At 50.0% G+C, this 22,940-nt stretch carries 17 protein-coding genes; 14 read left to right on the top strand and 3 right to left on the bottom strand.

Features of this window, described 5'->3' with window-relative positions:
- The first annotated feature begins 26 nt into the window (after nucleotides 1-26).
- Entirely contained in the window at nucleotides 27-1,037 is a 1,011-nt protein-coding gene (locus EIZ37_RS13075; RefSeq protein WP_134685055.1) for an SIS domain-containing protein, read from the top strand.
- A 128-nt stretch (nucleotides 1,038-1,165) separates the two neighbouring features.
- The gene (locus tag EIZ37_RS13070) at nucleotides 1,166-2,182 is read left to right on the top strand and encodes a homoserine dehydrogenase (RefSeq protein ID WP_134685054.1); all 1,017 of its coding nucleotides are present in this window, start codon (nucleotides 1,166-1,168) and stop codon (nucleotides 2,180-2,182) included.
- A 319-nt stretch (nucleotides 2,183-2,501) separates the two neighbouring features.
- On the opposite strand, the gene EIZ37_RS13065 is transcribed toward EIZ37_RS13070, so the two are convergent.
- Nucleotides 2,502-3,410, bottom strand: a complete 909-nt coding sequence (locus EIZ37_RS13065; RefSeq protein ID WP_134685171.1) for a LysR family transcriptional regulator — start codon at nucleotides 3,408-3,410, stop codon at nucleotides 2,502-2,504.
- A 144-nt stretch (nucleotides 3,411-3,554) separates the two neighbouring features.
- Here EIZ37_RS13065 and EIZ37_RS13060 point away from each other — a divergent pair, with 144 nt between their 5' ends.
- The 9 genes from EIZ37_RS13060 (at nucleotide 3,555) to EIZ37_RS13020 (ending at nucleotide 17,304) form a co-directional block, all read left to right on the top strand.
- Complete coding sequence (locus tag EIZ37_RS13060; protein ID WP_134685053.1) at nucleotides 3,555-4,574, top strand: alpha/beta fold hydrolase; 1,020 nt, start codon at nucleotides 3,555-3,557, stop codon at nucleotides 4,572-4,574.
- A 364-nt stretch (nucleotides 4,575-4,938) separates the two neighbouring features.
- Complete coding sequence (locus tag EIZ37_RS13055; protein WP_134685052.1) at nucleotides 4,939-5,361, top strand: DoxX family protein; 423 nt, start codon at nucleotides 4,939-4,941, stop codon at nucleotides 5,359-5,361.
- A 429-nt stretch (nucleotides 5,362-5,790) separates the two neighbouring features.
- A complete protein-coding gene (locus EIZ37_RS13050; RefSeq protein ID WP_134685051.1) occupies nucleotides 5,791-6,663 on the top strand; it encodes a MurR/RpiR family transcriptional regulator in 873 nt (290 codons plus the stop codon).
- Nucleotides 6,664-6,699: 36 nt separating this feature from the next.
- Nucleotides 6,700-8,232 (top strand): gluconokinase, encoded by a 1,533-nt coding sequence (locus EIZ37_RS13045; RefSeq protein WP_134685170.1) that lies wholly within the window; start codon nucleotides 6,700-6,702, stop codon nucleotides 8,230-8,232.
- Nucleotides 8,233-8,252: 20 nt separating this feature from the next.
- Nucleotides 8,253-9,155: a phosphogluconate dehydrogenase (NAD(+)-dependent, decarboxylating) gene (gene gnd, locus EIZ37_RS13040; protein ID WP_134685050.1), complete on the top strand. Its 903-nt coding sequence runs from the start codon at nucleotides 8,253-8,255 to the stop codon at nucleotides 9,153-9,155.
- 46 nt (nucleotides 9,156-9,201) lie between these two features.
- Nucleotides 9,202-10,350, top strand: a complete 1,149-nt coding sequence (dgoD, locus tag EIZ37_RS13035) for a galactonate dehydratase (protein WP_134685049.1) — start codon at nucleotides 9,202-9,204, stop codon at nucleotides 10,348-10,350.
- Nucleotides 10,351-10,459: 109 nt separating this feature from the next.
- Nucleotides 10,460-11,848 (top strand): FAD-binding oxidoreductase, encoded by a 1,389-nt coding sequence (locus EIZ37_RS13030; RefSeq protein ID WP_134685048.1) that lies wholly within the window; start codon nucleotides 10,460-10,462, stop codon nucleotides 11,846-11,848.
- A gap of 142 nt (nucleotides 11,849-11,990) precedes the next feature.
- Nucleotides 11,991-13,943: an ATP-dependent DNA helicase gene (locus EIZ37_RS13025; RefSeq protein WP_134685047.1), complete on the top strand. Its 1,953-nt coding sequence runs from the start codon at nucleotides 11,991-11,993 to the stop codon at nucleotides 13,941-13,943.
- 88 nt (nucleotides 13,944-14,031) lie between these two features.
- Nucleotides 14,032-17,304 (top strand): DEAD/DEAH box helicase, encoded by a 3,273-nt coding sequence (locus tag EIZ37_RS13020; RefSeq protein ID WP_134685046.1) that lies wholly within the window; start codon nucleotides 14,032-14,034, stop codon nucleotides 17,302-17,304.
- A gap of 69 nt (nucleotides 17,305-17,373) precedes the next feature.
- Here the strand turns inward: EIZ37_RS13020 and EIZ37_RS13015 are convergent, their stop codons facing one another.
- Nucleotides 17,374-19,275, bottom strand: coding sequence for an N-acetylmuramoyl-L-alanine amidase (locus tag EIZ37_RS13015; protein WP_235828008.1), 1,902 nt, complete (start codon nucleotides 19,273-19,275; stop codon nucleotides 17,374-17,376).
- 253 nt (nucleotides 19,276-19,528) lie between these two features.
- Here EIZ37_RS13015 and EIZ37_RS13010 point away from each other — a divergent pair, with 253 nt between their 5' ends.
- On the top strand, nucleotides 19,529-20,005 hold the full coding sequence (locus EIZ37_RS13010) for a DinB family protein (protein WP_134685045.1): 477 nt from the start codon (nucleotides 19,529-19,531) through the stop codon (nucleotides 20,003-20,005).
- Between the two features lie 28 nt (nucleotides 20,006-20,033).
- On the opposite strand, the gene EIZ37_RS13005 is transcribed toward EIZ37_RS13010, so the two are convergent.
- Complete coding sequence (locus EIZ37_RS13005; protein ID WP_167568837.1) at nucleotides 20,034-20,456, bottom strand: MarR family winged helix-turn-helix transcriptional regulator; 423 nt, start codon at nucleotides 20,454-20,456, stop codon at nucleotides 20,034-20,036.
- 214 nt (nucleotides 20,457-20,670) lie between these two features.
- Between EIZ37_RS13005 and EIZ37_RS13000 the strand changes: the two genes are divergently transcribed.
- Both EIZ37_RS13000 and EIZ37_RS12995 read left to right on the top strand, forming a co-directional pair.
- The gene (locus tag EIZ37_RS13000) at nucleotides 20,671-21,597 is read left to right on the top strand and encodes a peptidase U32 family protein (protein ID WP_134685043.1); all 927 of its coding nucleotides are present in this window, start codon (nucleotides 20,671-20,673) and stop codon (nucleotides 21,595-21,597) included.
- Nucleotides 21,598-21,613: 16 nt separating this feature from the next.
- Nucleotides 21,614-22,897, top strand: coding sequence for a peptidase U32 family protein (locus EIZ37_RS12995; protein WP_134685042.1), 1,284 nt, complete (start codon nucleotides 21,614-21,616; stop codon nucleotides 22,895-22,897).
- Nucleotides 22,898-22,940 lie beyond the last annotated feature (43 nt).

Here is a 22,940-nt window from a genome sequence, read left to right as displayed (position 1 = left end):
ATATTGGAACCAGGAGGCTGTTATATATGTTGAAGTTTGATGAGAAGGTCTATCTCGAAAATGCACGGCTTACCTATGAAACAAGAGAAGAAACGGAGAAGATTGCTGACGAGATCACAAAAGAAGGCTTCTCCAACCTGTTTTTCATATCGGTTGGGGGTTCCATCGCCATCATGTCGCCGATTCAGGAAATGCTGAAGCAGATGACGGATATTCCGGTGTATCTCGAACAGGCTGGGGAAATTGTCGTAACCGGTCATAAGCAGCTCACAAAAGATTCGATCGTGATCATGGCCTCCAAATCGGGTGATACCAAGGAAACGGTGGCTGCCGCCAATTGGTGCAAGGAACAAGGGATCCGTGTGGTGTCTCTCGTTGGAAAGCCGGATACCCCTCTGGTAAAAGCGAGCAGATGGGTGATTCCCAACAAAGCATTGAATGGGGTGGAATTTGAGTACATCCAGTTATTCATGCTTGTTTTCAAGCTTGTCCACAATGTGGGTCAATTCCCTGCATATCCGCGCTTTGCCGATCAACTCGAAAAATTGCCAGCCAACCTCTTGAATGCGAAAAAGAAATTCGAGCCGAGAGCGGATGAAATTGCGCAAAAATACCACAACGAGCCATACAGCATTTGGGTCGGCGGGGGAGAAATGGCCGGTGAGGTCTACTTGTTCTCCATGTGCATTTTGGAGGAAATGCAATGGGTGCGTACCAAATTTGTCACTTCCTCCGAGTTTTTCCATGGTACGCTCGAATTGGTGGAGAAGGACGTGCCCGTTTTCTTGGTCAAAGGGGAGGGCAGCCGCCGGAAGCTTGATGAGCGTGTGGAAAAATTCTGCCAGCAATACACGGAGAAGCTGGTCGTGATCGATACGAAGAAGTTCGCCTTGGAAGGGATAGATGACGAGTTCCGCTGGATGCTGGCTCCGACCATTTCCTCGACCATTCTCGTCGACAGATTAGCCCGGTATTATGAAAAGTATACGGGCCATGATCTGAATACGCGTCGGTATTACCGACAATTCGAATATTAAAGGTTGGCCGGACAGGGGGACTACACGCCCCCTGTTTTTCATTTGCAAAAAAATCATTTCTCTTCCCATTCGCGTTCATCTGGTAAGATAAATCATGGGAAAGCAGAGCAAGGTTAGGAGTGGCAGATTTGGATATTCGGATACTGTTAAGCGGTTTTGGCACCGTAGGGAAAGCATTTTGCCAGCATATCGCAGAAAAAAGCGATTACATTTCGCAAACCTATGGATTTCGGCCGCTGGTGGTCGGAGTCATTGGCAGCCAGGGATGTCTGTATGACCCGAAAGGAATTCGAGTCAATGAGCTGGTAACTTGCGAAAAAGGCTCTGCTGGATTGGTTCGCTACGCGCATAGCTATGGAATGAAATTGGGGGAGCCGATTTTTGATGCGAATGTCTTGGTTGAATCCACGCCGACAGACCTGCAAGATGGCGGTCCTGCCTACACGTACATCCAAAAAGCGTTATCGAACGGCATGCATGTGGTGTCGATCTCAAAAGGAGCGCTGGTGACTCGCTTTTCCGAGATCATGAGCGCGGCGAAACGGCATCATGTTCAAGTCAAATACAGCGGGGCTACAGGTGCAGCCCTTCCTGCACTGGATATCGGGCTCGTCAGTTTGGCGGGATCGAGGCTCCTTTCCATCGAAGGCATTCTAAATGGCACGACCAATTTTATTTTGACCAGCATGCACGAAGCTGACATGTCTTATCGAGAGGCGCTGAAGCTTGCGCAGGAAAAAGGGATTGCCGAAACCAATCCCGTGTTGGATGTGAGCGGCATGGACAGCGCTTGCAAAATTCTCCTGTTGAGCAATTCATTGTTTGATACCGCTCACACGCTTCAGCAAGTAGAGATCACTGGTATTGAAACCGTTCACCAGGATGAAATCCGACGAGCAAAGGAAAGCGGCGAACAGATCAAGCTGCTGGCGCGAGCTTCGATGATGGATGGTCACTTCCAGGTATCCGTAGCACCGCAAGCGATCAGCACTGAGCATCCTTTGTATGGCGTGAAAGGCACGAATAAGGCGGTTCATTTTCAGACAGAAGAAATGGGGTCAATCGTCTGCTCCGGAGGGGCTTCCCATCCAAGGGGAGCTGCTGCCGCTGCGCTCAAAGACCTGATTGCTATTTTCCGTAGGTAACAGCGTTTTGTTCAACTATCATGTTCAGCATTTGTGCAGAGAATTTGCGACAAGAAGATGGCATCCGGATACTACACGGATGCCGTTTTCTCCATTAATGGGTACTTTTCACATCCCTCGAGCAAAGTAACGTCGATCAAATGCTGGCTCTACTGACCGAAGATGTCATGGTCGTCTCCGACGGGGGTGGAAAAGTACTCGCCTTTACCATGCATACAGCGCGAAAGCAGAGCTGCTACACAGAGGATGAAGATGGGGAGCAGCTGACCGTATCCAGGTGTGCGAACGGGGCCAGCTCGAGCATTCTTCTATACATAGGCTAAACGGTTTTATTCTTCTCCTGTAAAGCAAGAACTTCCCTTGCTGCTTCTATGAAAGATAACATGATTGGTGAAAGCCACTTGTCTTTATGCCACAACATCTGTGTATATACGTGCAAGTCCGGAATTTGCCATGGAAGGGCAACAAGTTCTCCGCGTTCAACTTCGGCTTCCGCTACAATTTCAGGAAGAAAGGCAATACCGATTCCCGAAATTGCACATTGTTTAATGGCTTCGGCACTTTGAAACTCTAAATACGTAATGCTATCAATGCCCTCTTTCTCAAATGACCGGTCAAACATAGTACGATAGGGACAACCCTTTTCATTCGTCAGGAACACTTCTCCGTGAAAATCTTCCAGCTGTAGCACAGGTAGTTTTGCGAGCGGGTGGTCTGTAGCAGCAAACAAGCGGAAAGTTTCTTCCCGCAACGGTTCCACGGCAAGTCCGCTCGAGCGAATAGGTTCGTCCAACATATAGACGACATCCGCGGTTCCCTCAAAGAGTGTTTGCTTGAGCTCTTGATTTGGAACGGAGCGGAAGATCAGACGAACTCCCGGATGCTGCGAACGAAACCGTTGAAAGACAGCTGGAAGTCGATAGGCGCAAATAACCTCATTGGCACTTATCGTTAGGGTGCCGCTTAGATTTTCATTGTCATGAACGTCGCTGCGAGCTTCGTCCAATTTGTCAAGAACGCCTTGGATATGAGTTAAAAAGCGTTTACCCGCAGTTGTGAGAACGAGCTGCTTGCCCAAACGATCAAAGAGACGAACACCAAGCTCATCCTCCAATGCTTTAATTTGCATAGTGACGTTGGAGGGGACGTAGTTCAGCACTTCCGCAGCCCGAGTGAAATTTAATGTTGATGCAACCGTGCGGAACGTATTCAGTTGACGCAACTCCATCATACGATCCCCCTTATACTTTCAATATTATTGAATGCTATTATGAATTCAATTCACTTTTATTGAGAGTATCACAGCTCTATACTAAGCACAAGAAATCACAGACTGAACGTGTGGTTTCATTTAGAAGGGAGCGACCGTACGATGGATTATGAGATTTTTAATTTGGGTGATGTAACCTTGCAATCAGGAGTGACGTTACCAAGCACTTTTCTTGCTTATAAGACTTATGGAAAATTAAATGAACAGAAAGATAATGTCATCATCTATCCAACTGCTTTTGGTGACCAGCATGTTCAGAATGAATGGCTGATTGGCAGCGGGATGGCACTGGATCCTGAGAAATATTTTATTATCGTTCCAAATCTGCTGGGCAACGGATTATCTTCGTCTCCCAGTAACACGTCTCCTCCATTCGATCGGGCTCATTTTCCGCAGGTAACCATCTATGACAACGTTAGATTACAGCATCGGCTGGTGACCGAAAAATTCAGCATTCAAAAGATTGCGCTCGTAGTTGGATGGTCCATGGGAGGCATTCAGGCATTTCAATGGGGTGCAAGTTATCCAGAGATGGTGGAGCGAATTGCACCTTTCGCGGGAATTGCCAAGCCTTGGCCCCATACATATGTGGTCCTGGACGGTATGAAAGCTGCGCTGCTGGCTGCAGTTAGCTTCGATTCAAGTAAACTGGACCAGTTGACTTCTGCAGACATGCGCGCCGTTGGCCGGGTCTATGCGGGATGGGGATTATCGCATGCGTTTTATAGAGAGGAGCTTTATCGTGAGCTGGGATTTGACTCCTTGGAAGATTTTGTGGCTGGCGTCTGGGAAGATAGCTTTATGAAAATGGATCCGCATAATGTCCTGGCCATGTTATGGACAGGCCAACATGCAGATATTAGTGCAAACCCCTCCTATAACGGAGATTTCGATAAGGCGCTTAAGAGCATTAAAGCTCTTGCCTGCATTATGCCGGGGAGCACGGATCTCTTCTGCACAGCTGGCGATAATGAATACGAAGCTAAGCTTATACCTAATGCTGTCTTTAACCCAATCCAGTCGATCTGGGGCCATTTTGCCGGTCGCGGAATCAACAGTGCCGATAATCAATTTATTGATGATAACCTAAAACACTTGTTGGCACTTAGCGCAAAAGGATAGATCTGATTGGCATTGGATGTTATGTCAGGCATAGCAAGACTCGCAATCATCAGCCCAGTTATTTCTCTCATGAATGAATAACCTAAACGATCGTAGTTGAGGTCACCAGAACTTACTGGTCAGGCCTCCTTTTTTTGTGGTCGTACTTGCTTTAACGAAGGTCGCAGTCTAATACTTAATTTTCTTTAGACACAAGGACGCTGGCTATGGGTTTGATGCAGTGCTAAAAGATGTGTTGACAGGACACCAAATGGTGTCTTATTATCAAATAGACACCATTTGGTGTCCGATTATAAATTCATCATTTGAAAAGTTTGGAACCTGAATAGGGAATACTTTGAAACCATGTAGGAGGAGGAAACAAATGAGTAAGACTATCGGTGCGGAAACAACCGCGAAAGTAGAAACCCTGCCCCAAGGAAAAAAGATTGCTTATTGGACAGTCACATTCCTACTCGCAGCGTCTGTTTTGTTAAGTGGTATCGGGCAACTGATGCAGTTTGGGGGAAACATTGAGTTAGTGACGAATCTTGGTTACCCATTATACGTCTTGACCATTCTCGGGGTTTGGAAAGTGCTTGGAGCTATCGCTCTCGTCGTGCCAGGTTTTCCCCGGCTTAAAGAATGGGTTCACGCAGGCATCTTCTTTTTAATGACTGGTGCGGCTTTGTCTCATGCGTTTGCTAACGATTATGGTGATAACGGGTTTCCAATCATCCTTCCGCTTTCATACGCTGCACTCAATTTTGCCTCGTGGGCGCTGCGTCCGAAGAGCCGCAAACTTTAGGGAGGAGGTAAAATTAACGGCTATCCCTTTGTGCTACCGACAGATTTCTACTACATAAAATCGTATTTAGGAGGGCACCACATCGGTTGTCCTATACTTGGGATAGTGGGGAATAGAAGCATACTGAACGATTGGGTACCAGCGTTCAATAAACGAAGCCAGTCTGACACTTTTTATCGTGTTTTGACTGGCATTTTATATGGCAGGATCGAATTGTCCCATACTCATCGTTCGAAAGTAACTGCTTTTCATACACAGATACTGCGTGAAAGCAGCGACATCAGTCTTCGAATTTATTTTCCATGAAAAAGCATTTTGGACGATCCATTTCTTTGTTGAAAAAATTTTCTTTCTGATGATGACGTCATGAAAATAATTTTCTATACTGAAGGAAAGAAATGTATTCGGACTAAAGCAGGTGTAGCCGTCATGTCTCAACAATCCTCGAACACCCCAAAAAGCGTACTCATCCAACTGCGCAGCATGTACCCGCAATTGAGCCTTAAGGAACAGCAGATCGCTGACTATATTCTCGAGCGTCCGGATGAAATCATCCATCAATCCATCACGGCGTTGGCAGATCGATGCGGGTGTGCAGAAGCGACCGTTTTTCGCTTGTGCCGACGTCTGCGTTTTCAAGGCTACCAAGCTTTCAAAATCGCCTTGGCCAGTGAAATCGTAAGTCCGCAGCAGCAAATCTATCAGGAAGTCCTCCCGGAGGATAATGCCCTCTCACTCGCGGAAAAAATTTTCATGGCCGACATTGAAACGCTGCAGGACACCTTGCAGATTACCAAAGATCAACACGAAACGTTGGCAGCGGTCATTGAGCGATTAGCTGCCGCAAAGCGCATCGAGTTTTACGGAACGGGAGGCTCAGCCGCAATCGCCCAGGACGCCTGCCATAAGTTTATGCGGACAGGAATTCCCGTTGCATGCCATGCTGACAGCCATTTTCAGCTGATGTCCGCAGCTTTGCTACAAGAAGGGGATGTCGTGATCGTGTTCTCTCATTCCGGCTCCAACAAGGATATTTTGGAAGCGGCGAAGCTAGCGAAGGCCGCTGGCGCCACGGTGATCGCGGTGACGGGATATCGGCGATCCCCCCTCGTCAGACAGGCGGATTTTGCGTTGTTTACCGCCTCCAGAGAGACGGCGTTTCGCACGGAGGCGCTGTCTTCCAGACTGGCGCAGCTTACCTTAATCGATGTGCTGTACGTAGCGGTCTCGTTCCGTCGCCAGGACGAGACGGTTGCCAACATCTCCAAGATTCGTCAAGCCATCTCATTGAAACGGCTCTAGCATTTTCGAAACAGAGTACGAGGAGTGAGCCCTTTGATCAATCAATCCTATGCCATCGGGGTAGATATCGGAACGACAAGTACAAAAGCGGTTGTATATACGCTGCGTGGAGAAGTACGGGGAATTGGCAATGCAGACTATCCGATCCTCGTGCCGGAAGCGGGCTGGGCTGAGCAGGAGCCTGACGCGATCTTTGCTGCGGTTTTGCATGCGTTGCATGAGGCTACGGTGCGGGCAGACATTCGCCCGCATGAGATCGCGTCAGTCGGACTGAGCTCGGCCATGCACAGTATCATTGCCACGGATGCGGAGGGAAACCCACTGACCAACAGCATCATCTGGGCGGACAATCGAAGTGTTGCGCATGCAGCCAGGCTGAGAGGTGAAGAGGGGTTGCACATCTATCACCGTACAGGAACGCCGATTCACCCGATGACACCCTTAACCAAGCTCATGTGGATCAAAGAATCACGTCCGGATGTGTTTTCGCGCGCGGCCAAGTTCATATCGATTAAAGAGTACGTGCTTCACAAGCTGTTCGGGGTGTATGTGGTTGATCATTCGATCGCATCTGCTACGGGCTTGTTCGACATCCGTAAGCTGGATTGGGATGAAGTAGCGCTGCAGACAGCCGGGATCACCCGCGATAAGCTAAGCGAACCGGTTGCTGTCACCCATGTATTGCGCGGGCTAAAAGGAGAGATCGCCTCAAAGGTTGGATTGCTGCCTGAAACACCTTTTGTTGTGGGAGCGAGTGACGGCGTTCTTGCCAATCTTGGAGTGGGGGCTGTGGAACCAGACCAGATCGCCGTCACGATTGGTACAAGCGGCGCCGTGCGCACGGTTGTCGAGCGACCTTTGACTGACCCGACTGGACGGACGTTTTGCTATTTGCTGACGGAAAACAAATGGGTAATCGGCGGTGCGACGAATAACGGCGGACTGGCGCTGCGCTGGTTTCGCGATCAGTTTGGCGCTGCTGAGGCGGAACAGGCTGTGAGTACAGGGGAGGATCCCTACGATCTGCTGCTGAAAAAAGCTTCGCAGGTAGAAGCAGGAGCGCAGGGGCTATTGTTTTTGCCTTATTTGACAGGGGAACGCGCGCCTCATTGGAATGCGGATGCGCGAGGCAGCTTTTTCGGTATTGCGCTCCATCATCAGCGAGAGCATTTCATACGGGCGGTGCTGGAGGGGATTCTATTTGCTGTCTATCAAGTATCGCATGTGCTTGGCGAGCTTGCTGGCGAGGCGCGAGAAATCAGAGCATCCGGAGGGTTTGCCCGTTCCGCAGTCTGGAGGCAGATGTTGGCCGATATGTTTGGCGTTCCCGTAGCTGTCCCGGACAATCACGAAAGCTCCAGCTTGGGGGCGGCGTTGCTAGCCTTTCACGCGGTGGGCGCCATCGATAGCCTAGCTGCATGCAAAAAGCTAATTGGCGTAGCAGACAAGACTGTACCCGATCCGGACAATCAGGCGAAGTATGCGCAGCTTTTTCCGGTGTATGAACGACTCTATGAAAATACCATGCGGGAAATGGCCGCATTAGCTGATTATCAGCGAAACCGATAATAAAAAATGGAGGGATACATATGCATATTGGTGTAATCGGATTAGGCAAAATGGGATTGAATTTGGCACGGAATCTGTTGAACCACGATATTGCGGTTACTGCGTTTGAGATCGACGCTGCTCGCCGTGAAGAAGCGGCCGGTTATGGGATCGAAGTATTTGAAAGCATGGAGTCATTCGCAAAGACCCTTCCAGCCCCTCGCGCCTTTTGGATGATGATTCCGGCAGGCACCGTCGTCGATGAAGTGCTCGAGTCGCTTCAACCCTATTTGCAAGCAGGAGATATTGTCCTAGATGGCGGAAATTCACACTACCAAGATTCGATTCGCAGAGCTTCTTCCCTAGCCGAGAGGGGAATCGACTTTTTGGATGCGGGGACAAGCGGCGGAACAAGCGGAGCATTGAACGGTCTGTGCCTGATGGTAGGCGGGCGGGAGGAAGCGTTCCGCAAAATAGAGAACATATGCAAGCTGATATCCGTTCCGGATGGCTATCTGTACGCTGGAGAATCCGGAAGCGGACATTTTCTGAAAATGGTGCACAACGGTATCGAATACGGGATGATGCAATCGATCGCAGAAGGCTTTGAAGTATTGGAAAAAGGCCCGTTTTCGTTTGATTATGAGAAAGTTGCCGGGGTGTGGAATCATGGATCGGTCATTCGCAGCTGGCTGATGGAGCTGGTACAGCAGGCATTCCGCAAAGATGCCCGATTGGACGGAATCCGCGGCGTCATGCATTCCTCCGGGGAAGGAAAATGGACCGTCGAGACCGCGCTTGACCACCAGATTGCTACACCTGTCATCGCATTGTCGCTGATGATGCGCTATCGCTCGCTGCAGGAGGATACCTTCTCAGGAAAAGTCGTGGCTGCCCTGCGCAATGAATTCGGCGGTCACGCTGTCGTTCGAAACGATCAGTAATCGGGACTAGGACCTATCTTTTTCGAGACGGAAAGGAGCGTCGCTGATGAAAATCACAAATTTGCACCTGTACAAAGTGCCACCTCGCTGGCTGTTTTTGAAAATCGAGACAGACGAAGGCATTTCGGGGTGGGGCGAACCCATCGTGGAGGGACGGGCAGATACCGTCGCCGCCTGCGTGAACGAATTGGCCAGCTATTTGCTAGGGAAAGATCCGCTGCCGATCGAGGACCATTGGCAGGTATTGTATCGCGGCGGCTTCTACCGCGGTGGCCCGATTTTAAGCAGCGCCCTTTCCGGAATCGAGCAGGCTCTCTGGGACATCAAGGGAAAATGGTACAACATGCCGGTTTACGAGATGCTTGGAGGGGCGGCGCGGGAAAAGATACGGATTTACTCATGGATCGGGGGAGATCGTCCTCATGATGTAGCGGAAGCCGCGAGAGAAAAAGCGGCGGCAGGGTTTACGGCAGTCAAGATGAATGCGACAGAGGAAATGGACTACATCGACTCCTTTTCGAAAGTAGAAGCTGCGGTCAGTCGAATCGCAGCTGTTCGCGAGGCGGTCGGAAAAGAGATAGGCATTGGGATGGATTTTCACGGCAGGGTACATAAATCGATGGCGAAAATACTGGTGAAAGAGCTGGACCCTTATCGCCCGATGTTTATCGAAGAGCCAGTTCTTCCAGAAAACAATGAGGCTTTGCGGGAGATCGCTCGTTATACCACCACGCCGATCGCAACCGGGGAACGGCAATATACACGGTGGGGATTTAAGCAGCTGCTAATCGACGGTTATGTCGATATCATCCAACCGGATTTATCGCATGCAGGCGGCATTTTGGAAGGGAAAAAAATCGCGGCGATGGCCGAGGCGTTTGACGTATCCGTCGCCCCGCATTGCCCGCTCGGACCGATTGCCCTCGCTTCTTGCTTACAGCTGGATGCGTGTACGCCCAATGCGATCATTCAGGAGCAAAGCTTGGGTATCCATTACAATCAAGGCAGCGATTTGCTCGATTACCTGGCAGACCCAGGCGTTTTCGCTTACAAGGACGGCTTTGTCTCGATTCCCCAGGGGACCGGACTTGGCATCGAGATCAACGAAGCACGGGTTAAGCAAGCAGCGGCGGAAGGACATGATTGGAAAAATCCTGTCTGGCGCCATGCGGATGGCTCGGTAGCCGAATGGTAGCGTTCTTTTGTCAGCCACTTACCAATGTTCAGGCTGTTCGCAAGACATTCCTGGTAACGAATGGTATGATGAGTTCATGATGGAACCTATTCATACGGAGGGATGTGCGGTGAAACCATTTCCTGAAACGCTTCTATTCGATTTGAAACAACTGACAGCAGACGATCGGGCCACCACGAGTGAATCAGTACTGGCTCTTCACAGCAAGGATGAGTCGCACCATACTCCTGTCATGCCGGATGTGGTCGTTTTCCCTGTATCGACGGAAGAAGTGTCTGCGATCCTGAAATACGCAAATGAACATAAAATACCTGTTGTGCCTTTTGGCGCTGGATCCAGCTTGGAAGGGCATTGTGTACCGCTTAAGGGTGGAATTTCCCTCGACTTTTCGCAGATGAATCAAATCCTTGAAGTCCGCGTAGAAGATTTCCTGGTCCGTGTACAGCCCGGTGTCACCCGAACCCAGCTCAATCAGGCGTTAAAGAAATACGGTTTGTTTTTCCCCGTCGATCCCGGTGCGGACGCTTCTCTAGGCGGGATGGCGGCTACAAATGCAAGCGGAACCATGAGCGTCCGCTATGGAATCATGCGGGATCAGGTGAGGGATCTCGAGGTTGTGCTTGCGGACGGTTCCGTCATCCATACAGGCGGACTGGCGGCCAAATCTTCCTCTGGCTATCATTTGACAAGCCTCTTTGTCGGTTCGGAAGGGACGCTTGGCGTGTTTACAGAAATCACGGTGAAGGTTTACGGCATACCCGAAACGATGGTAGCGGGGCGAGCTACGTTTCCAACGGTGAAAGAAGCGGTCGATGCGGCGATCGCCTTGCTTTCCGCAGGTATCTCCATCGGACGTGTGGAATTGGTCGACCCTGTCTCGATAAAGCAAGTCAACAAGCACAGCGAAACCAATTATCCCGAAAAGCCTACCTTGTTTCTCGAATTCCACGGAAATGAAGCGGGGTTAAAGCAAGATGTGGATTTTGCGACTGAGCTGCTCGAGGGACATGGAAGTGATCAGTTCACGTTCGAAAGCGAGTCGAAGGAAAGGGCGAAGCTGTGGGAGGCACGTCATAATCTGGCGTACGCCTTCAAACACGGGTATCCGGGAAAGGAAATGATGCTGACGGATGTGTGTCTGCCTCTTTCCGAATTGAGCGGTGCAATCGTCTATGCGCGTGAAGTGATCGATCAAAATGGGATTCCAGGGGGCGTTCTCGGCCATGTAGGCGATGGGAACTTTCATTCGATTCTGATGTTCGATAAGAGGGATCCCGAAGAAGAGCAAAAAGCTTTGGCGATCAACGAAAAGATTGTGACGTACGCCCTGCAAAAAGGGGGAACCTGCACAGGGGAGCATGGTATCGGCATTGGCAAGAAAAAGTATTTGAAAGTGGAACATGCCGACACATTGCCCCTGATGAAGATGATCAAGCAAAGCTTTGATCCCAATCATATTTTAAACCCTGGGAAAGTGATCGAAATGGGAAATGAGTAAATCCGATAGAAGCATCTGCCGCTGCCGTTGAAAGTGACGGCAGTTTTTTTGCTTGCATTTCACTGGAAAAACGTGTAATGATTAAATCTTGACTTGTAAAAGATAGAGTAGACATCTTTCCTTTGCTTGGAGGACGACAGAAGTGGAGCGCTATCCGTTTGCGTACGATCCTTCGCAATCCTTTATCCAACAGGTGAGCGATTGGATTGCGGATGTATTTTATGACATTTTGCCCGATGCCGGTTTTGAAGTTCGGGATGAACAGATCTATATGGCTTTCCAGCTGGAAAGAGCATTTCAAGAAAAGAAAACGATTTTCGCGGAAGCAGGGGTAGGAACAGGAAAAACATTGGTTTACCTGCTATATGCCATCTGCTATGCGCGCTATACGAGAAAGCCGGCGATCATTGCCTGTGCGAATGAATCCTTGATTGAACAGCTGGTCAAGCCGGAGGGTGACATCGCCAAGCTGGCAAAACATCTTGCTGTGCAAATCGATGCCCGATTGGCGAAATCACCGACCCAGTATGTATGCTTGAACAAGCTGGACGAATCGCGCGCCAATGCGGAAGATCCGGAAGTATTTGATAACATTTATGTGGAACTGCCCTCATTTGTTCATACGACAGAAGCGCTGCAATCCTTTTACCCGTATGGCGATCGAAGCGACTACCCACATATTAATGATGAGCAATGGGAGAAGATCGGCTGGGATTCCTTCCAAGATTGCCTCTCCTGTGACAAGCAGCATCGCTGTGGCTTGAGCCTTACCCGGGATTACTACCGGAAATCGGCGGACCTGATCATTTGTTCGCACGACTTTTACATGGAGCATGTCTGGACGGCTGAAGCACGGAAACGGGAAGGACAGCTTCCTTTATTACCTAGCCACAGTGCAGTTGTATTCGATGAAGGGCATCTGGTGGAACCAGCCGCCCAAAAGGCGTTGACCTACAAGTTTACCCATTCCGTGTTTGAAGAGATCATGACGAGACTGCTGCAGGGAGAAGTTCGTGAGTCATTTGCGATCCTGCTGGAAGAGGCGATCGTGCAAAGCGAGGCTCTCTTTGCGAGTCTGGACAAGCAGAGCCAGGCTGTACCGGGCTCCGATCGGAAGGAAATCATGTTTTCCGAATCCTTGCTTGGCGAGGTAAAACGACTCACGGACATCATCGCATTGATCGAAGACGAAATGGTGGTCGAAAGCGGTGTATACGCCCTCGACGACTACCAGCTTCGCATTGTCAACGAACACTTGGACATGATTCATTGGATGCTGAAGTTGTTCCAGCAAAAGGATCAGGTCATCTCCTGGCTGAGCGAGGAAGCAGCAGGGGCGACACTGGTCGTGATGCCAAGAATGGTGAAAGAAGTGCTGAGGGAGCGTGTGTTCTCCCAGAAGATGCCGATCGTTTTTTCTTCCGCTACCCTTTCCGTCGATGGGTCTTTTCATTATATGGCAGACAGCTTGGGAATCGAGGATTATTTATCCTTTACCGTCGCATCCCCGTATGATTACGAACAGCAAATGGAAATGTATGCGCCTGAAGTGAAAACCGAGAATTCCTTTGAGCTGAAAATGAAAGCGGCGAGCCGCTTGCTCGAGCGTACACGGGGCAGATCGCTGTTTCTCTTTCCCTCGAAGGAAGAAATGAAGCGATTCAGAGAGCATATGTCCGACAATGATTCGTTTGCAGGGATGAGCTTTCTGTTCGAGGGCGATCAAGAAATCAGCCATCTCATTTCCGCCTTTCAAAATGAGGAGGAAAGCAATCTGTGTGCGGTTTCCTTATGGGAAGGGCTGGATATTCCAGGACCCTCCCTGTCCAGTGTGATCATCTGGTCGCTACCATTTCCGCCGAATGATCCGGTGTATGCATCGAAAAGAAAAAGGAGCTCTGATCCGTTCGCAGAGGTAGATTTGCCTTATATGCTGCTGCGTCTGAGACAGGGCATCGGGCGATTGATACGGACCAGAGAGGATCGAGGCATTGTCACGATCTTGAGTGAGGAATTGCATCAGAACGAGGAAATCCGCCAGAAGGTGCAAGAGATATTGCCAAAGGGCGTAGAATGGAAAACCGAACTCCCATAGCGGGTGAAAGTTCTTCCAACCAGCGGCATGTGCATGTTATTTTTGCTAAGATATTAGATACAACGTTTCAAAGGAAGGACCGGTTCGCATGAGCTTTTCATTAACCAAACAGGATATTAAGAGATTGTGCGGCAGGACTTCCTATGAAAGAGGGGAAGCATTCTACCGTACACGCAAAGTGGAGATCACCCATATGGATTGGGAACATTCGCTCTGCGAAGCGACCGTAAAAGGAAGCTATCAGGTGAAGATTGAGATCGATCATGTCGGAAAGATCGTGGCTGCCTGCAGCTGCCCGACCCTCGATTCTTATGATCACCACTGTCAGCATATCGCTGCGGTGCTGCTCAACATCCAGGAGCTAGAACAGGTAAGCGGATGGCGCGAATCAGCGAAATATGACTCCCGTACCGCTGTTGCTCGAACCACCCCCGGAGACTCTTCGGGGGATCTGCAATTAACACAGGGGATCCTTCGCCTTTTTCGAAACCATCCGGAAAGACGAAATACGGCCAGACAGTTGTTTGACACGCGAGAAACGGTGGCGGTAGAATTCACTGTTTCACCGGTTTCCTATGGAATACGCAAGCATATGTTCGGCGTCGCATTGAAGGTGGGTCCGAAACGGCTCTACATGGTTCAGAAAATAAAGGAATTTCTCGAGTGCTTGGAACGTCGGGAGCCCTATGCATTCTCCAAGCATTTTACGTATGATCCGCAGCAGCACTTGTTCGACAACGAAGACAATGCAGTCATCCAGAAGTTGCTGGAAGTCTATCAATACGAAAAAATGATCCGTGAGAGCACCCAACCGCTATACATGCAGGGCAAGGGCGTAAGCACGGATAGGGTCCTGCTCATCCCGCCTGTTTTTTGGGAATCCCTTTTCTCGCTGCTGCAGGCTGCCAAACAGGTGCAGCTGGAGCAAGGGGGGCGCAGCTATGCGGGTATTGATGCTACCGAGGAACCTCTGCCGCTGCAATTTGCCTTTGATCAAGCCGAGCAAGACAGCTATGTGATGGATATGCAGGGGTTGGATCGGATCATCGTCATGGAATCCTATGGATTGGTGCTGACGGAAGGAAAGGTGGTGCAGCTTCCCGCTGATCAATGCAAGCGACTGGCGGAGATGAAGCGCATGGTGGATGCATATCGCAAACCGCAAATCACGATTGCGCCGGAGCAGATCGAGCCTTTTCTGGAACAGGTGATTCCCGGATTGAAAAAGCTGGGAAGCGTCCGTATCGCCAACGCCGTCTCGGAGCGGATTATCCAAGCACCGCTGCAAGCGAAGCTGTATTTGGACCGACTGAAGGATCGACTGCTCGTCGGGCTGGAATTTCAATATGGAGAGATTGTCATCAATCCGTTTGAAGAGGAAAGCCAAAAGCGGCGGACGGACCGTATCCATGTGCGTGACGGGGAAAAAGAACGCCAAATCGTGGAGCTAATCGAACAAAGCCCTTTCGTGAAGACAGAAGGCGGCTATGTCATGGAGGAAGAGGAAGCGGAGTACCATTTCCTCTACCATGTTGTACCACAGCTGGAGAAGCTGGCAAAAGTGTACGCCACGACTGCAGTCAAAGAAAGAGTGTTTACGGGATCTGCGCCTCCGCAAATCCGAGTGGATGCGGATGATCGGATCAACTGGTTGGAAGTCCAGTTTGACATGGAGGGGATCCCGGAGTCGCATATTCGGCGCGTACTCCAATCGTTGGAGGAGAAGCGCAAATACTACCGGCTTCCCAATGGGGCACTGCTGCCCTTGGAGGCAACCGAGTATCAGGTCATCAGCGACTTTCTGCATCAAATCGGTGCGGATAGCATGGAATTCAGCGGAGCGGGGGCCCGCCTTCCCCTTGTACGGGGCCTGCATTTGCTGGATCAAGAGCACGGTAAGACCGTAAAGATCGGAAAAACACTGCGGCGATTGCTGGAGCATATGCGGAATCCGGATCATTTGGATTTTCCCGTGCCGGAAAGTCTGGAGAACGTGCTTCGCGATTACCAGAAGTATGGCTACCAATGGATGAAGACGCTGGCCCACTACCAGTTTGGCGGGATCCTTGCCGACGACATGGGACTTGGAAAGACCTTGCAAAGCATTGCCTTTTTACTCTCTGTCCTCCCGGAAATCCGGGAAGAGAAGCAGCCGGCCTTGATCGTTGCCCCCTCCTCGCTGGTATATAACTGGCGCAATGAATTGCAAAAATTCGCACCGGACATCCGGATGGTAATCATCGATGGGGCGCAGGCGGAACGGAAGAGCAGCCTGGATGATTCCTCAGGGGCGGATGTTCTCATCACATCCTACCCGCTCCTGCGAAAAGACAGTCGGCTCTACGCGGAAAAAATGTTCCATACGCTCATCCTGGATGAAGCGCAAACGTTCAAAAACCATGCCACACAGACAGCGCAAGCCGTCAAAGCGATGCAGGCGCGCTACCGCTTTGCCCTTTCCGGAACACCCATCGAAAATCGTCTGGAGGAGCTCTGGTCCATCTTTGATGCCGTATTCCCCGGGTTATTCCCTGCAAGGAAAGGGTTCAATGACCTGTCGCGTGAGGCGGTCGCCAAGCGAGCCCGACCGTTTTTGCTGCGGCGTGTAAAGACGGACGTGCTGAAGGAATTGCCCGAGAAGATTGAGACGCTGCAGGCATCCGAGCTGCTTCCGGAGCAGAAGAAACTGTATCTCGCTCACTTGGCGCTGCTGCAAAAAGAAACAATGCGGCTGCTGAATGCGGACGATTTCCAAAGGAATCGGATCAAAATATTAGCGGGGCTGACCCGTCTTCGCCAATTATGCTGCCACCCGGCGCTGTTTGTGGACGAGTATGAGGGCAGTTCTGCCAAATTCGAGCAGCTGCTGGAGCTCTTGGCAGAATGCCGGAATGTGGGCAGGCGAGTCTTGGTTTATTCGCAATTCACCCAGATGCTTGATCTGATCGGACGTGAACTTGGCTATCAAGGTATTCCTTACTTTTACCTGGACGGGCAGACTCCGGCACGGGAACGGGTAGAGCTGTGCAATCGTTTCAACGAGGGAGAGCGGGATCTGTTTCTCCTTTCGTTAAAGGCTGGAGGGACCGGGTTGAATCTGACCGGAGCGGATACGGTCATCCTCTACGATTTGTGGTGGAACCCTGCGGTCGAGCAGCAGGCCGCTGACCGTGCGCATCGCATCGGGCAAAAGAAAGTCGTCCACGTCATCCGTCTCGTCACCCAGGGGACGGTAGAGGAGAAGATGTTTGCGCTTCAGCAGAAAAAGAAAAACCTGATCGAGGAAGTGATCCAGCCAGGGCAGGAAGCATTGTCCTCTTTGACTGAGCAGGAGATTCGTGAGATCCTGATGATCGATTAATCGAAACGGCTATGGAAAAATCCCATCCCCTGACGAAGCGGGATGGGATTTTTTTTCGGTGTACCGGACTTATTTCACGCCGATTTCAACATCGGAGGCTTTGACAAAACCAAAGCGATGATTGAAGGTAATCTGGTAGTATTCTTCGTCCCCGATGACCATTTTGTGATCATCATCATAAGGATCATGGGAGAAGGTGACCGCGTGATAGTAATTCCCTTTTGTCTTGTCTGTCACGACATACGCTTCTCCTTCATTGATTTCGTACAATACCTCCATTGTCCGCGGCGGTACATCAGATGGGTAGGCACTCGTCTCTGGGAATGCGGCGCCGTAAACGGGTACCTTATTCTTTTTGGGACGGACGATTAATCCTTTGCCGCTAACGGTATTTTTGTCATTCGGGTTGTAGAACCATGCTTTCTGTCCGCCAAACCAAATGGCATCCCAATCGCCGTCTTCATCCGCCAATACATAAGACTGGCCGGTAACAGCCTTGCTGCCTTCTTCATGAATGCTTGTGGAGCCTGAACCGGGCAGAAGGGTATCGTCAAGCAGGGGGGCATCAAAGCTGGGTTCTTGGTACAAGTAGACGAAGTTGGCCGGTTGGCGTTCCAAGCCATCGAGCTCAGGCTTGTTTGTTTTGAAATGCGGTTTGATGGTCACCACATCTTTCGGACCGCGTTCGTTTTTGATCGGTTCACCCAATAATTCAAAGTAATGCTCCCAATCCCAGAAAGCGCCCGGATCTTCGTGCATTGTTTTATAGCGTGCTTGCGTCAAACCGGGAATTTCTTCGTGGGCGATGATATGGGCGCGATCAAGCGGAATCTCATATTTTTCTGCCAAATATTTGACGAGCTTGGCGGAAGCGCGGTACATCCGTTCCGTATACCAGTCTGCGCCTTCCGTCATGATTCCTTCATGCTCAAGACCGATCGAATGCATATTGACATACCAGTTTCCGGCATGCCAGCCCACGTCTTTGTTATCGACCATTTGCGTAATCTGTCCATCGGAAGAACGAATGACGTAGTGAGCCGCGACAGAGGAGGCAGGATTTTGGAACCAGTTGATCGCGCTTTGGTAGCTTCCTTCCGTATCGTGAATCACAATATAGCGGATATCGGGTCCGGCTTTTGGCCGGTCAGCGATGTCGTAGTTTCCATAATTGCTTGGGTTGCTTCCTCGTTGTTCGTAAAGAGCAGGGATGAACTGACAATCCAACCCGTTTGGACAGTCGGCTTCTGTCGTATCGCTTTTTTGCAGGCGTAGCGATTCAATCGTAGCACGATTTGCTTTTGCCTTCGTGGCTTTCAGCCGTACTTTTTGACCATCCGTTGTCTCCCGATCAACACCATCGTTGATCGTTGCAAACACTTGATCCGCAAAATCAAGTGCGAGAGAGCGTTCCTTAGATCCGCTGTATTTGGCAACCGCGCCATACCAATCGTCCACATCTGTTGGCAGTTCTCCTGTCGTTTCACGTGCGTATTCCGCCAAGAGAGCCGCACCGCCGCGGATGTTTTGCACAGGGTCTTCGATCAGTTCCTCTGGATCGATTCCCAGCAAGTCGGCTGCTTCGCTTAAGGTGTGCATACTGGGGTCATCTTCAAAATCTTCCGTATCGCCTTTCTTTTTGCGTTCCAAGCCTTTGCCATGTGTCTCATCAATTTCGTCAAGCTCTGTGAGATGCATCAATCCATACCCGGCAGAAAAACTGGGCTTCCCATCATGGTGCTCCCACCGCGTCAGGTTGTACGAGACTGCCAGCAAAATGCTTTCGGGAACACCGAATTCCTCAGCGGCCTCCTCAAAGGCTTCCTGCAGCTTATCGGATTTGGCGGCATGAGCGACATTGGCAGACAAAAAGGAAGGGGTCGCCGCAGGGGCGAAGGCAGACAGGACGAGGCTAGCCATCGTGAGGGGAAGGATGGCTTTTTTCCATGGACGAGCCGACCATCTTTTCAAACGTAGTACCTCCTTTGAAATTTTGTTTCAAATTTTTATTTGAATAGTTAGAATATTTATTCCGCGGTGTGCATTTTCCTTCTATTTTCCTTCGTCAAAAGCTGGTTGTTTTTGCATAAACCTTACATCGATAGACAGAATGTGTCAGCGGTTTTTGAAGAAAAGGGAGAAAGTGTCGGACGAAAGAGGGAAGCGTAGGCAAGAGATGTTGCGTTTGGTATATTTAGGAAATGAAAAGGAAGGGGAGTTTTTTATGAACCAGATCATGAAAAAACAGTTTGAACTGACAAGGAGCTATTTTATTAAACGTGCAGAAGAATCGATCGCGATCGCACATATCCAACCGGACGGCTTCAACAATACGATTCATTGGCACATTGGGCATGTGTTGACGCTTTCGGAGCAGCTGCTCTTCGGCTTCCCGCAAAAAAGCGCGCATCTTCCCGCTGATTACATCCAATATTTTGCCAGCGGTACCAAACCGGCTGATTGGAACGATGATGTTCCTTCCGTTGAAACGCTGATTCAGCAGTTAAAGGATCAGCTGCCTCGTATCCTAGAGATTCACGCTGATCATTTGCAGCAGTCGTTAAGCAAACCGATATTGGATTTGAGCACCTACGAGGAATTAGCTTGTCTTGCTTTGCTGGACGAGGCGAACCATCTCGGACAAATACAAGCGATGAAGCGGGTGATTGAAAACGCTGAACGCAATCGACAATCCGTCTGATAGCGCTTTCAAGACCAGGGGCGTTATGTCAGCTCTCTGCCATTTTTTCCAAAATGTTCAGTAAGGTTTCCAGTTCCGTTTTATTGAGGCGAGATAGATACTGCCCCACAACCTTGTTGTAATTTTCCAGCTCCCTGCTTAGCACATGCTTGCCTTGGTCGGTTACCGTGACAAATACATTGCGGCGGTCGTCCTTGCTGTACTCGCGAATGACGAAACCGTCTTGTACGAACTTGTTAATCATGGTCGATATGGTGCTTGGATTCACCTCGAATTTTTTCGCCAAATCGGTGATTTTACAGGGCTCGTGCTCGGAAATGTAAGTGAGCAGGTGAAGCTGCGGTTGTTTCAGCTCAAAATGCGTCTGTGTTTGCAGGACGTTGTTAATCTCTCTTCGTGTTTTGTTCATTGCCTTTCGAATACGAATGGCATATCGTTGCAAATCTTCCATGCTTGAACCGCCCCCCTGAATATATATTGTAATTGGTCGGATACCCTTTGACCATTCAAAAAGTTGGCGAAGACGATAACCTTTGAAGCTCATCTTTTTCTCCTCATCGGAGTAGGATGAGTTTTTTTCTTTGCAGTGACATACATCACACCTGAATAAGAAACGGTTCGCTATATTGAGAGGATACAGAATCTGGGAACCGAGGAAGAGTGAGATGAACAAGAGAAAGCCAGAATTACTTGCAAATGCCAGAGATGTGGAAGAAGTAGACAAGCTTTTCGAAGCGGGAGCTGACGCTGTCTTGGTGGGAGATGAAACATATGCCCTGCGAATGCCGGGCAATTTTGACCTGCGGATGGTCCAAGAAGCGGTGAAGCTTGCTCATGGCCGGGGAAAACCACTCTATGTTTCGATGAACGCACTGTTCCATCACGAAAAAGCGGGTGGCCTTGAGGGATATATACGCATGTTGGACCAGGCTGGTGTGGACGCGATCGTTTTTGGGGATCCTGCAGTATTCATGGCTGCAAGGGAAGCGGCTCCAGGCATGAAGCTGCAATGGAATACCGAGACCACCTCTACCAATTATCAGACGGTCAATTTTTGGGCGAAAAAGGGAGTCAGCCGGGCAGTGTTAGCTCGTGAACTCTCGCTGGCCGAAGTGATCGCGGTCAAACAGAATTCGAAAATAGAAACGCAAATACAGGTACACGGAATGACCTGCATCTTTCATTCGAAACGTGAACTCGTCAGCAACTATCTCCGATTCCAGGGTTCAGCGCGTCAGGAAGATGGACATGAATCGCAGCTGTTTTTGAAGGAGACAACCCGAGACGCTCATCAGTATCCGATCTACGAAAATCGGCACGGGACACACATCATGAGTGCGGAGGATATCTGCATGCTCGAGCATCTCCCTGGCATCGTGACTGCACGGATCGACTCGCTATTCGTCGAGGGCATGTTCAAGTCAACGAAAAATCATCTACGTACGGTCGCTATATACCGGCAGGCGTTGGATTTGCTTCAGGAGCAACAGGATAAAGTTGTTCATGAAGCGTGGATACAAGAATTGCAGCAGATGCAGCCAGAAGGACGTCTGCTGGGAACCGGGTTTTATTTCAAAGAGCAAATTTATTAATAGGGGAGTACCTATCATGATGCATATGTCACAAAGCACGCAACCGCCAAACGCTCTCGCCTACCGTAAGCCAGAGCTACTTGCACCTGCGGGAAATCTGGAAAAATTGAAATTCGCCGTCTTATACGGAGCAGACGCTGTGTATATCGGCGGTCAAAAGTTTGGATTGCGGGCGAAGGCGGGGAACTTTTCGCTGGAAGATATGCAGGAAGGGGTCAGGTTTGCCCACGAACGAGGGGCAAAAGTATATGTGGCTGCCAATATCATCGCCCATAATGAAGATTTCCATGAGATGGAGGCGTATTTCCGCAGCCTTCAGGAAATTGGCATCGATGCGGTCATCGTCGCAGATCCGGCGATCATCGATATTTGCAAGCAAGCGGCGCCAGAACTGGAAATTCATTTAAGCACACAGGCTTCCGCGACAAACTGGCAGACCGTCAAGTTTTGGGCGCAGGAGGGTATCCCACGGGTTGTCTTGGCCCGTGAAGTGTCGCTGGATGAAATTCGCGAGATCAAAAAAAGAGTCAGCACCGAAATCGAAGTCTTCATTCATGGCTCCATGTGCATTTCGTACTCCGGAAGATGCGTCTTATCCAATCACATGACCGACCGGGACGCGAATCGCGGAGGCTGTGCGCAATCGTGCCGGTGGAAATATGAGCTGTATGAAGAAGATCTGGAAGATGCGCAGGATCAAGGTGGAGACATGCCTCGACCTCTTTTTGCGGAAGGGGACGAAGCATTTACGATGAGCTCCAAAGATTTATGCATGGTTGAGCATATACCCAGCTTAATCGAAGCGGGTGTGGAAAGCTTGAAGATTGAAGGAAGGATGAAGAGCGTCCACTACATCGCTACCGTGGTCAATACATACCGCCGCGTCATTGATGCTTTTTGCGAGGACCCCGAGGGCTTCACGTTTCAAGAGAAATGGAAGAAAGAAATAGAAAAAGCAGCCAACCGTCCCTTAACGACCGGCTTCTACTTCGGTACCCCTACGGAGGATGATCAGATCTTTGGAGCGCCTCCGAAAATGGCATCCTATGAATTTGCGGGGCTCGTTTTGGACTACGATCCCGGCACACAGATGGCGACAATTGAACAGCGCACCCATTTCCGCGTCGGGCAGGAAGTCGAGTTTATCGGCCCAAAGCGGGAGAACTTTACGCAAGTGGTGGAAAAGCTCTGGGATGAAGCCGGCAACGAAGTGGAAGAAGCCCGCCACGCGATGCAAAAATTGAAAATGAAGGTACAGAAACCGGTGAAGCCGTATGACATGATGCGGAAAGAAAAATAGCGCTTTCACCAATCTAGGCAAACGCACATATCCTAAAGCACGA

The sequence above is a fragment of the Brevibacillus migulae genome (genome assembly GCF_004521915.1).
Lineage (GTDB): Bacteria > Bacillota > Bacilli > Brevibacillales > Brevibacillaceae > Brevibacillus_F > Brevibacillus_F migulae.
This window is presented reverse-complemented; position numbering and strand designations above follow the sequence as displayed.

Excerpts from the sequence above, each read along its gene's own strand:
- EIZ37_RS13005 (WP_167568837.1), bottom strand. The coding sequence starts at position 20,456 with ATGGAAGATTTGCAACGATATGCCATTCGTATTCGAAAGGCAATGAAC.
- EIZ37_RS13000 (WP_134685043.1), top strand. The coding sequence starts at position 20,671 with ATGAACAAGAGAAAGCCAGAATTACTTGCAAATGCCAGAGATGTGGAA.
- EIZ37_RS13065 (WP_134685171.1), bottom strand. The coding sequence starts at position 3,410 with ATGGAGTTGCGTCAACTGAATACGTTCCGCACGGTTGCATCAACATTA.
- EIZ37_RS13020 (WP_134685046.1), top strand. The coding sequence starts at position 14,032 with ATGAGCTTTTCATTAACCAAACAGGATATTAAGAGATTGTGCGGCAGG.
- EIZ37_RS13055 (WP_134685052.1), top strand. The coding sequence starts at position 4,939 with ATGAGTAAGACTATCGGTGCGGAAACAACCGCGAAAGTAGAAACCCTG.
- EIZ37_RS13010 (WP_134685045.1), top strand. The coding sequence starts at position 19,529 with ATGAACCAGATCATGAAAAAACAGTTTGAACTGACAAGGAGCTATTTT.
- dgoD (WP_134685049.1), top strand. The coding sequence starts at position 9,202 with ATGAAAATCACAAATTTGCACCTGTACAAAGTGCCACCTCGCTGGCTG.
- EIZ37_RS13050 (WP_134685051.1), top strand. The coding sequence starts at position 5,791 with ATGTCTCAACAATCCTCGAACACCCCAAAAAGCGTACTCATCCAACTG.
- EIZ37_RS12995 (WP_134685042.1), top strand. The coding sequence starts at position 21,614 with ATGATGCATATGTCACAAAGCACGCAACCGCCAAACGCTCTCGCCTAC.
- EIZ37_RS13075 (WP_134685055.1), top strand. The coding sequence starts at position 27 with ATGTTGAAGTTTGATGAGAAGGTCTATCTCGAAAATGCACGGCTTACC.
- EIZ37_RS13060 (WP_134685053.1), top strand. The coding sequence starts at position 3,555 with ATGGATTATGAGATTTTTAATTTGGGTGATGTAACCTTGCAATCAGGA.
- gnd (WP_134685050.1), top strand. The coding sequence starts at position 8,253 with ATGCATATTGGTGTAATCGGATTAGGCAAAATGGGATTGAATTTGGCA.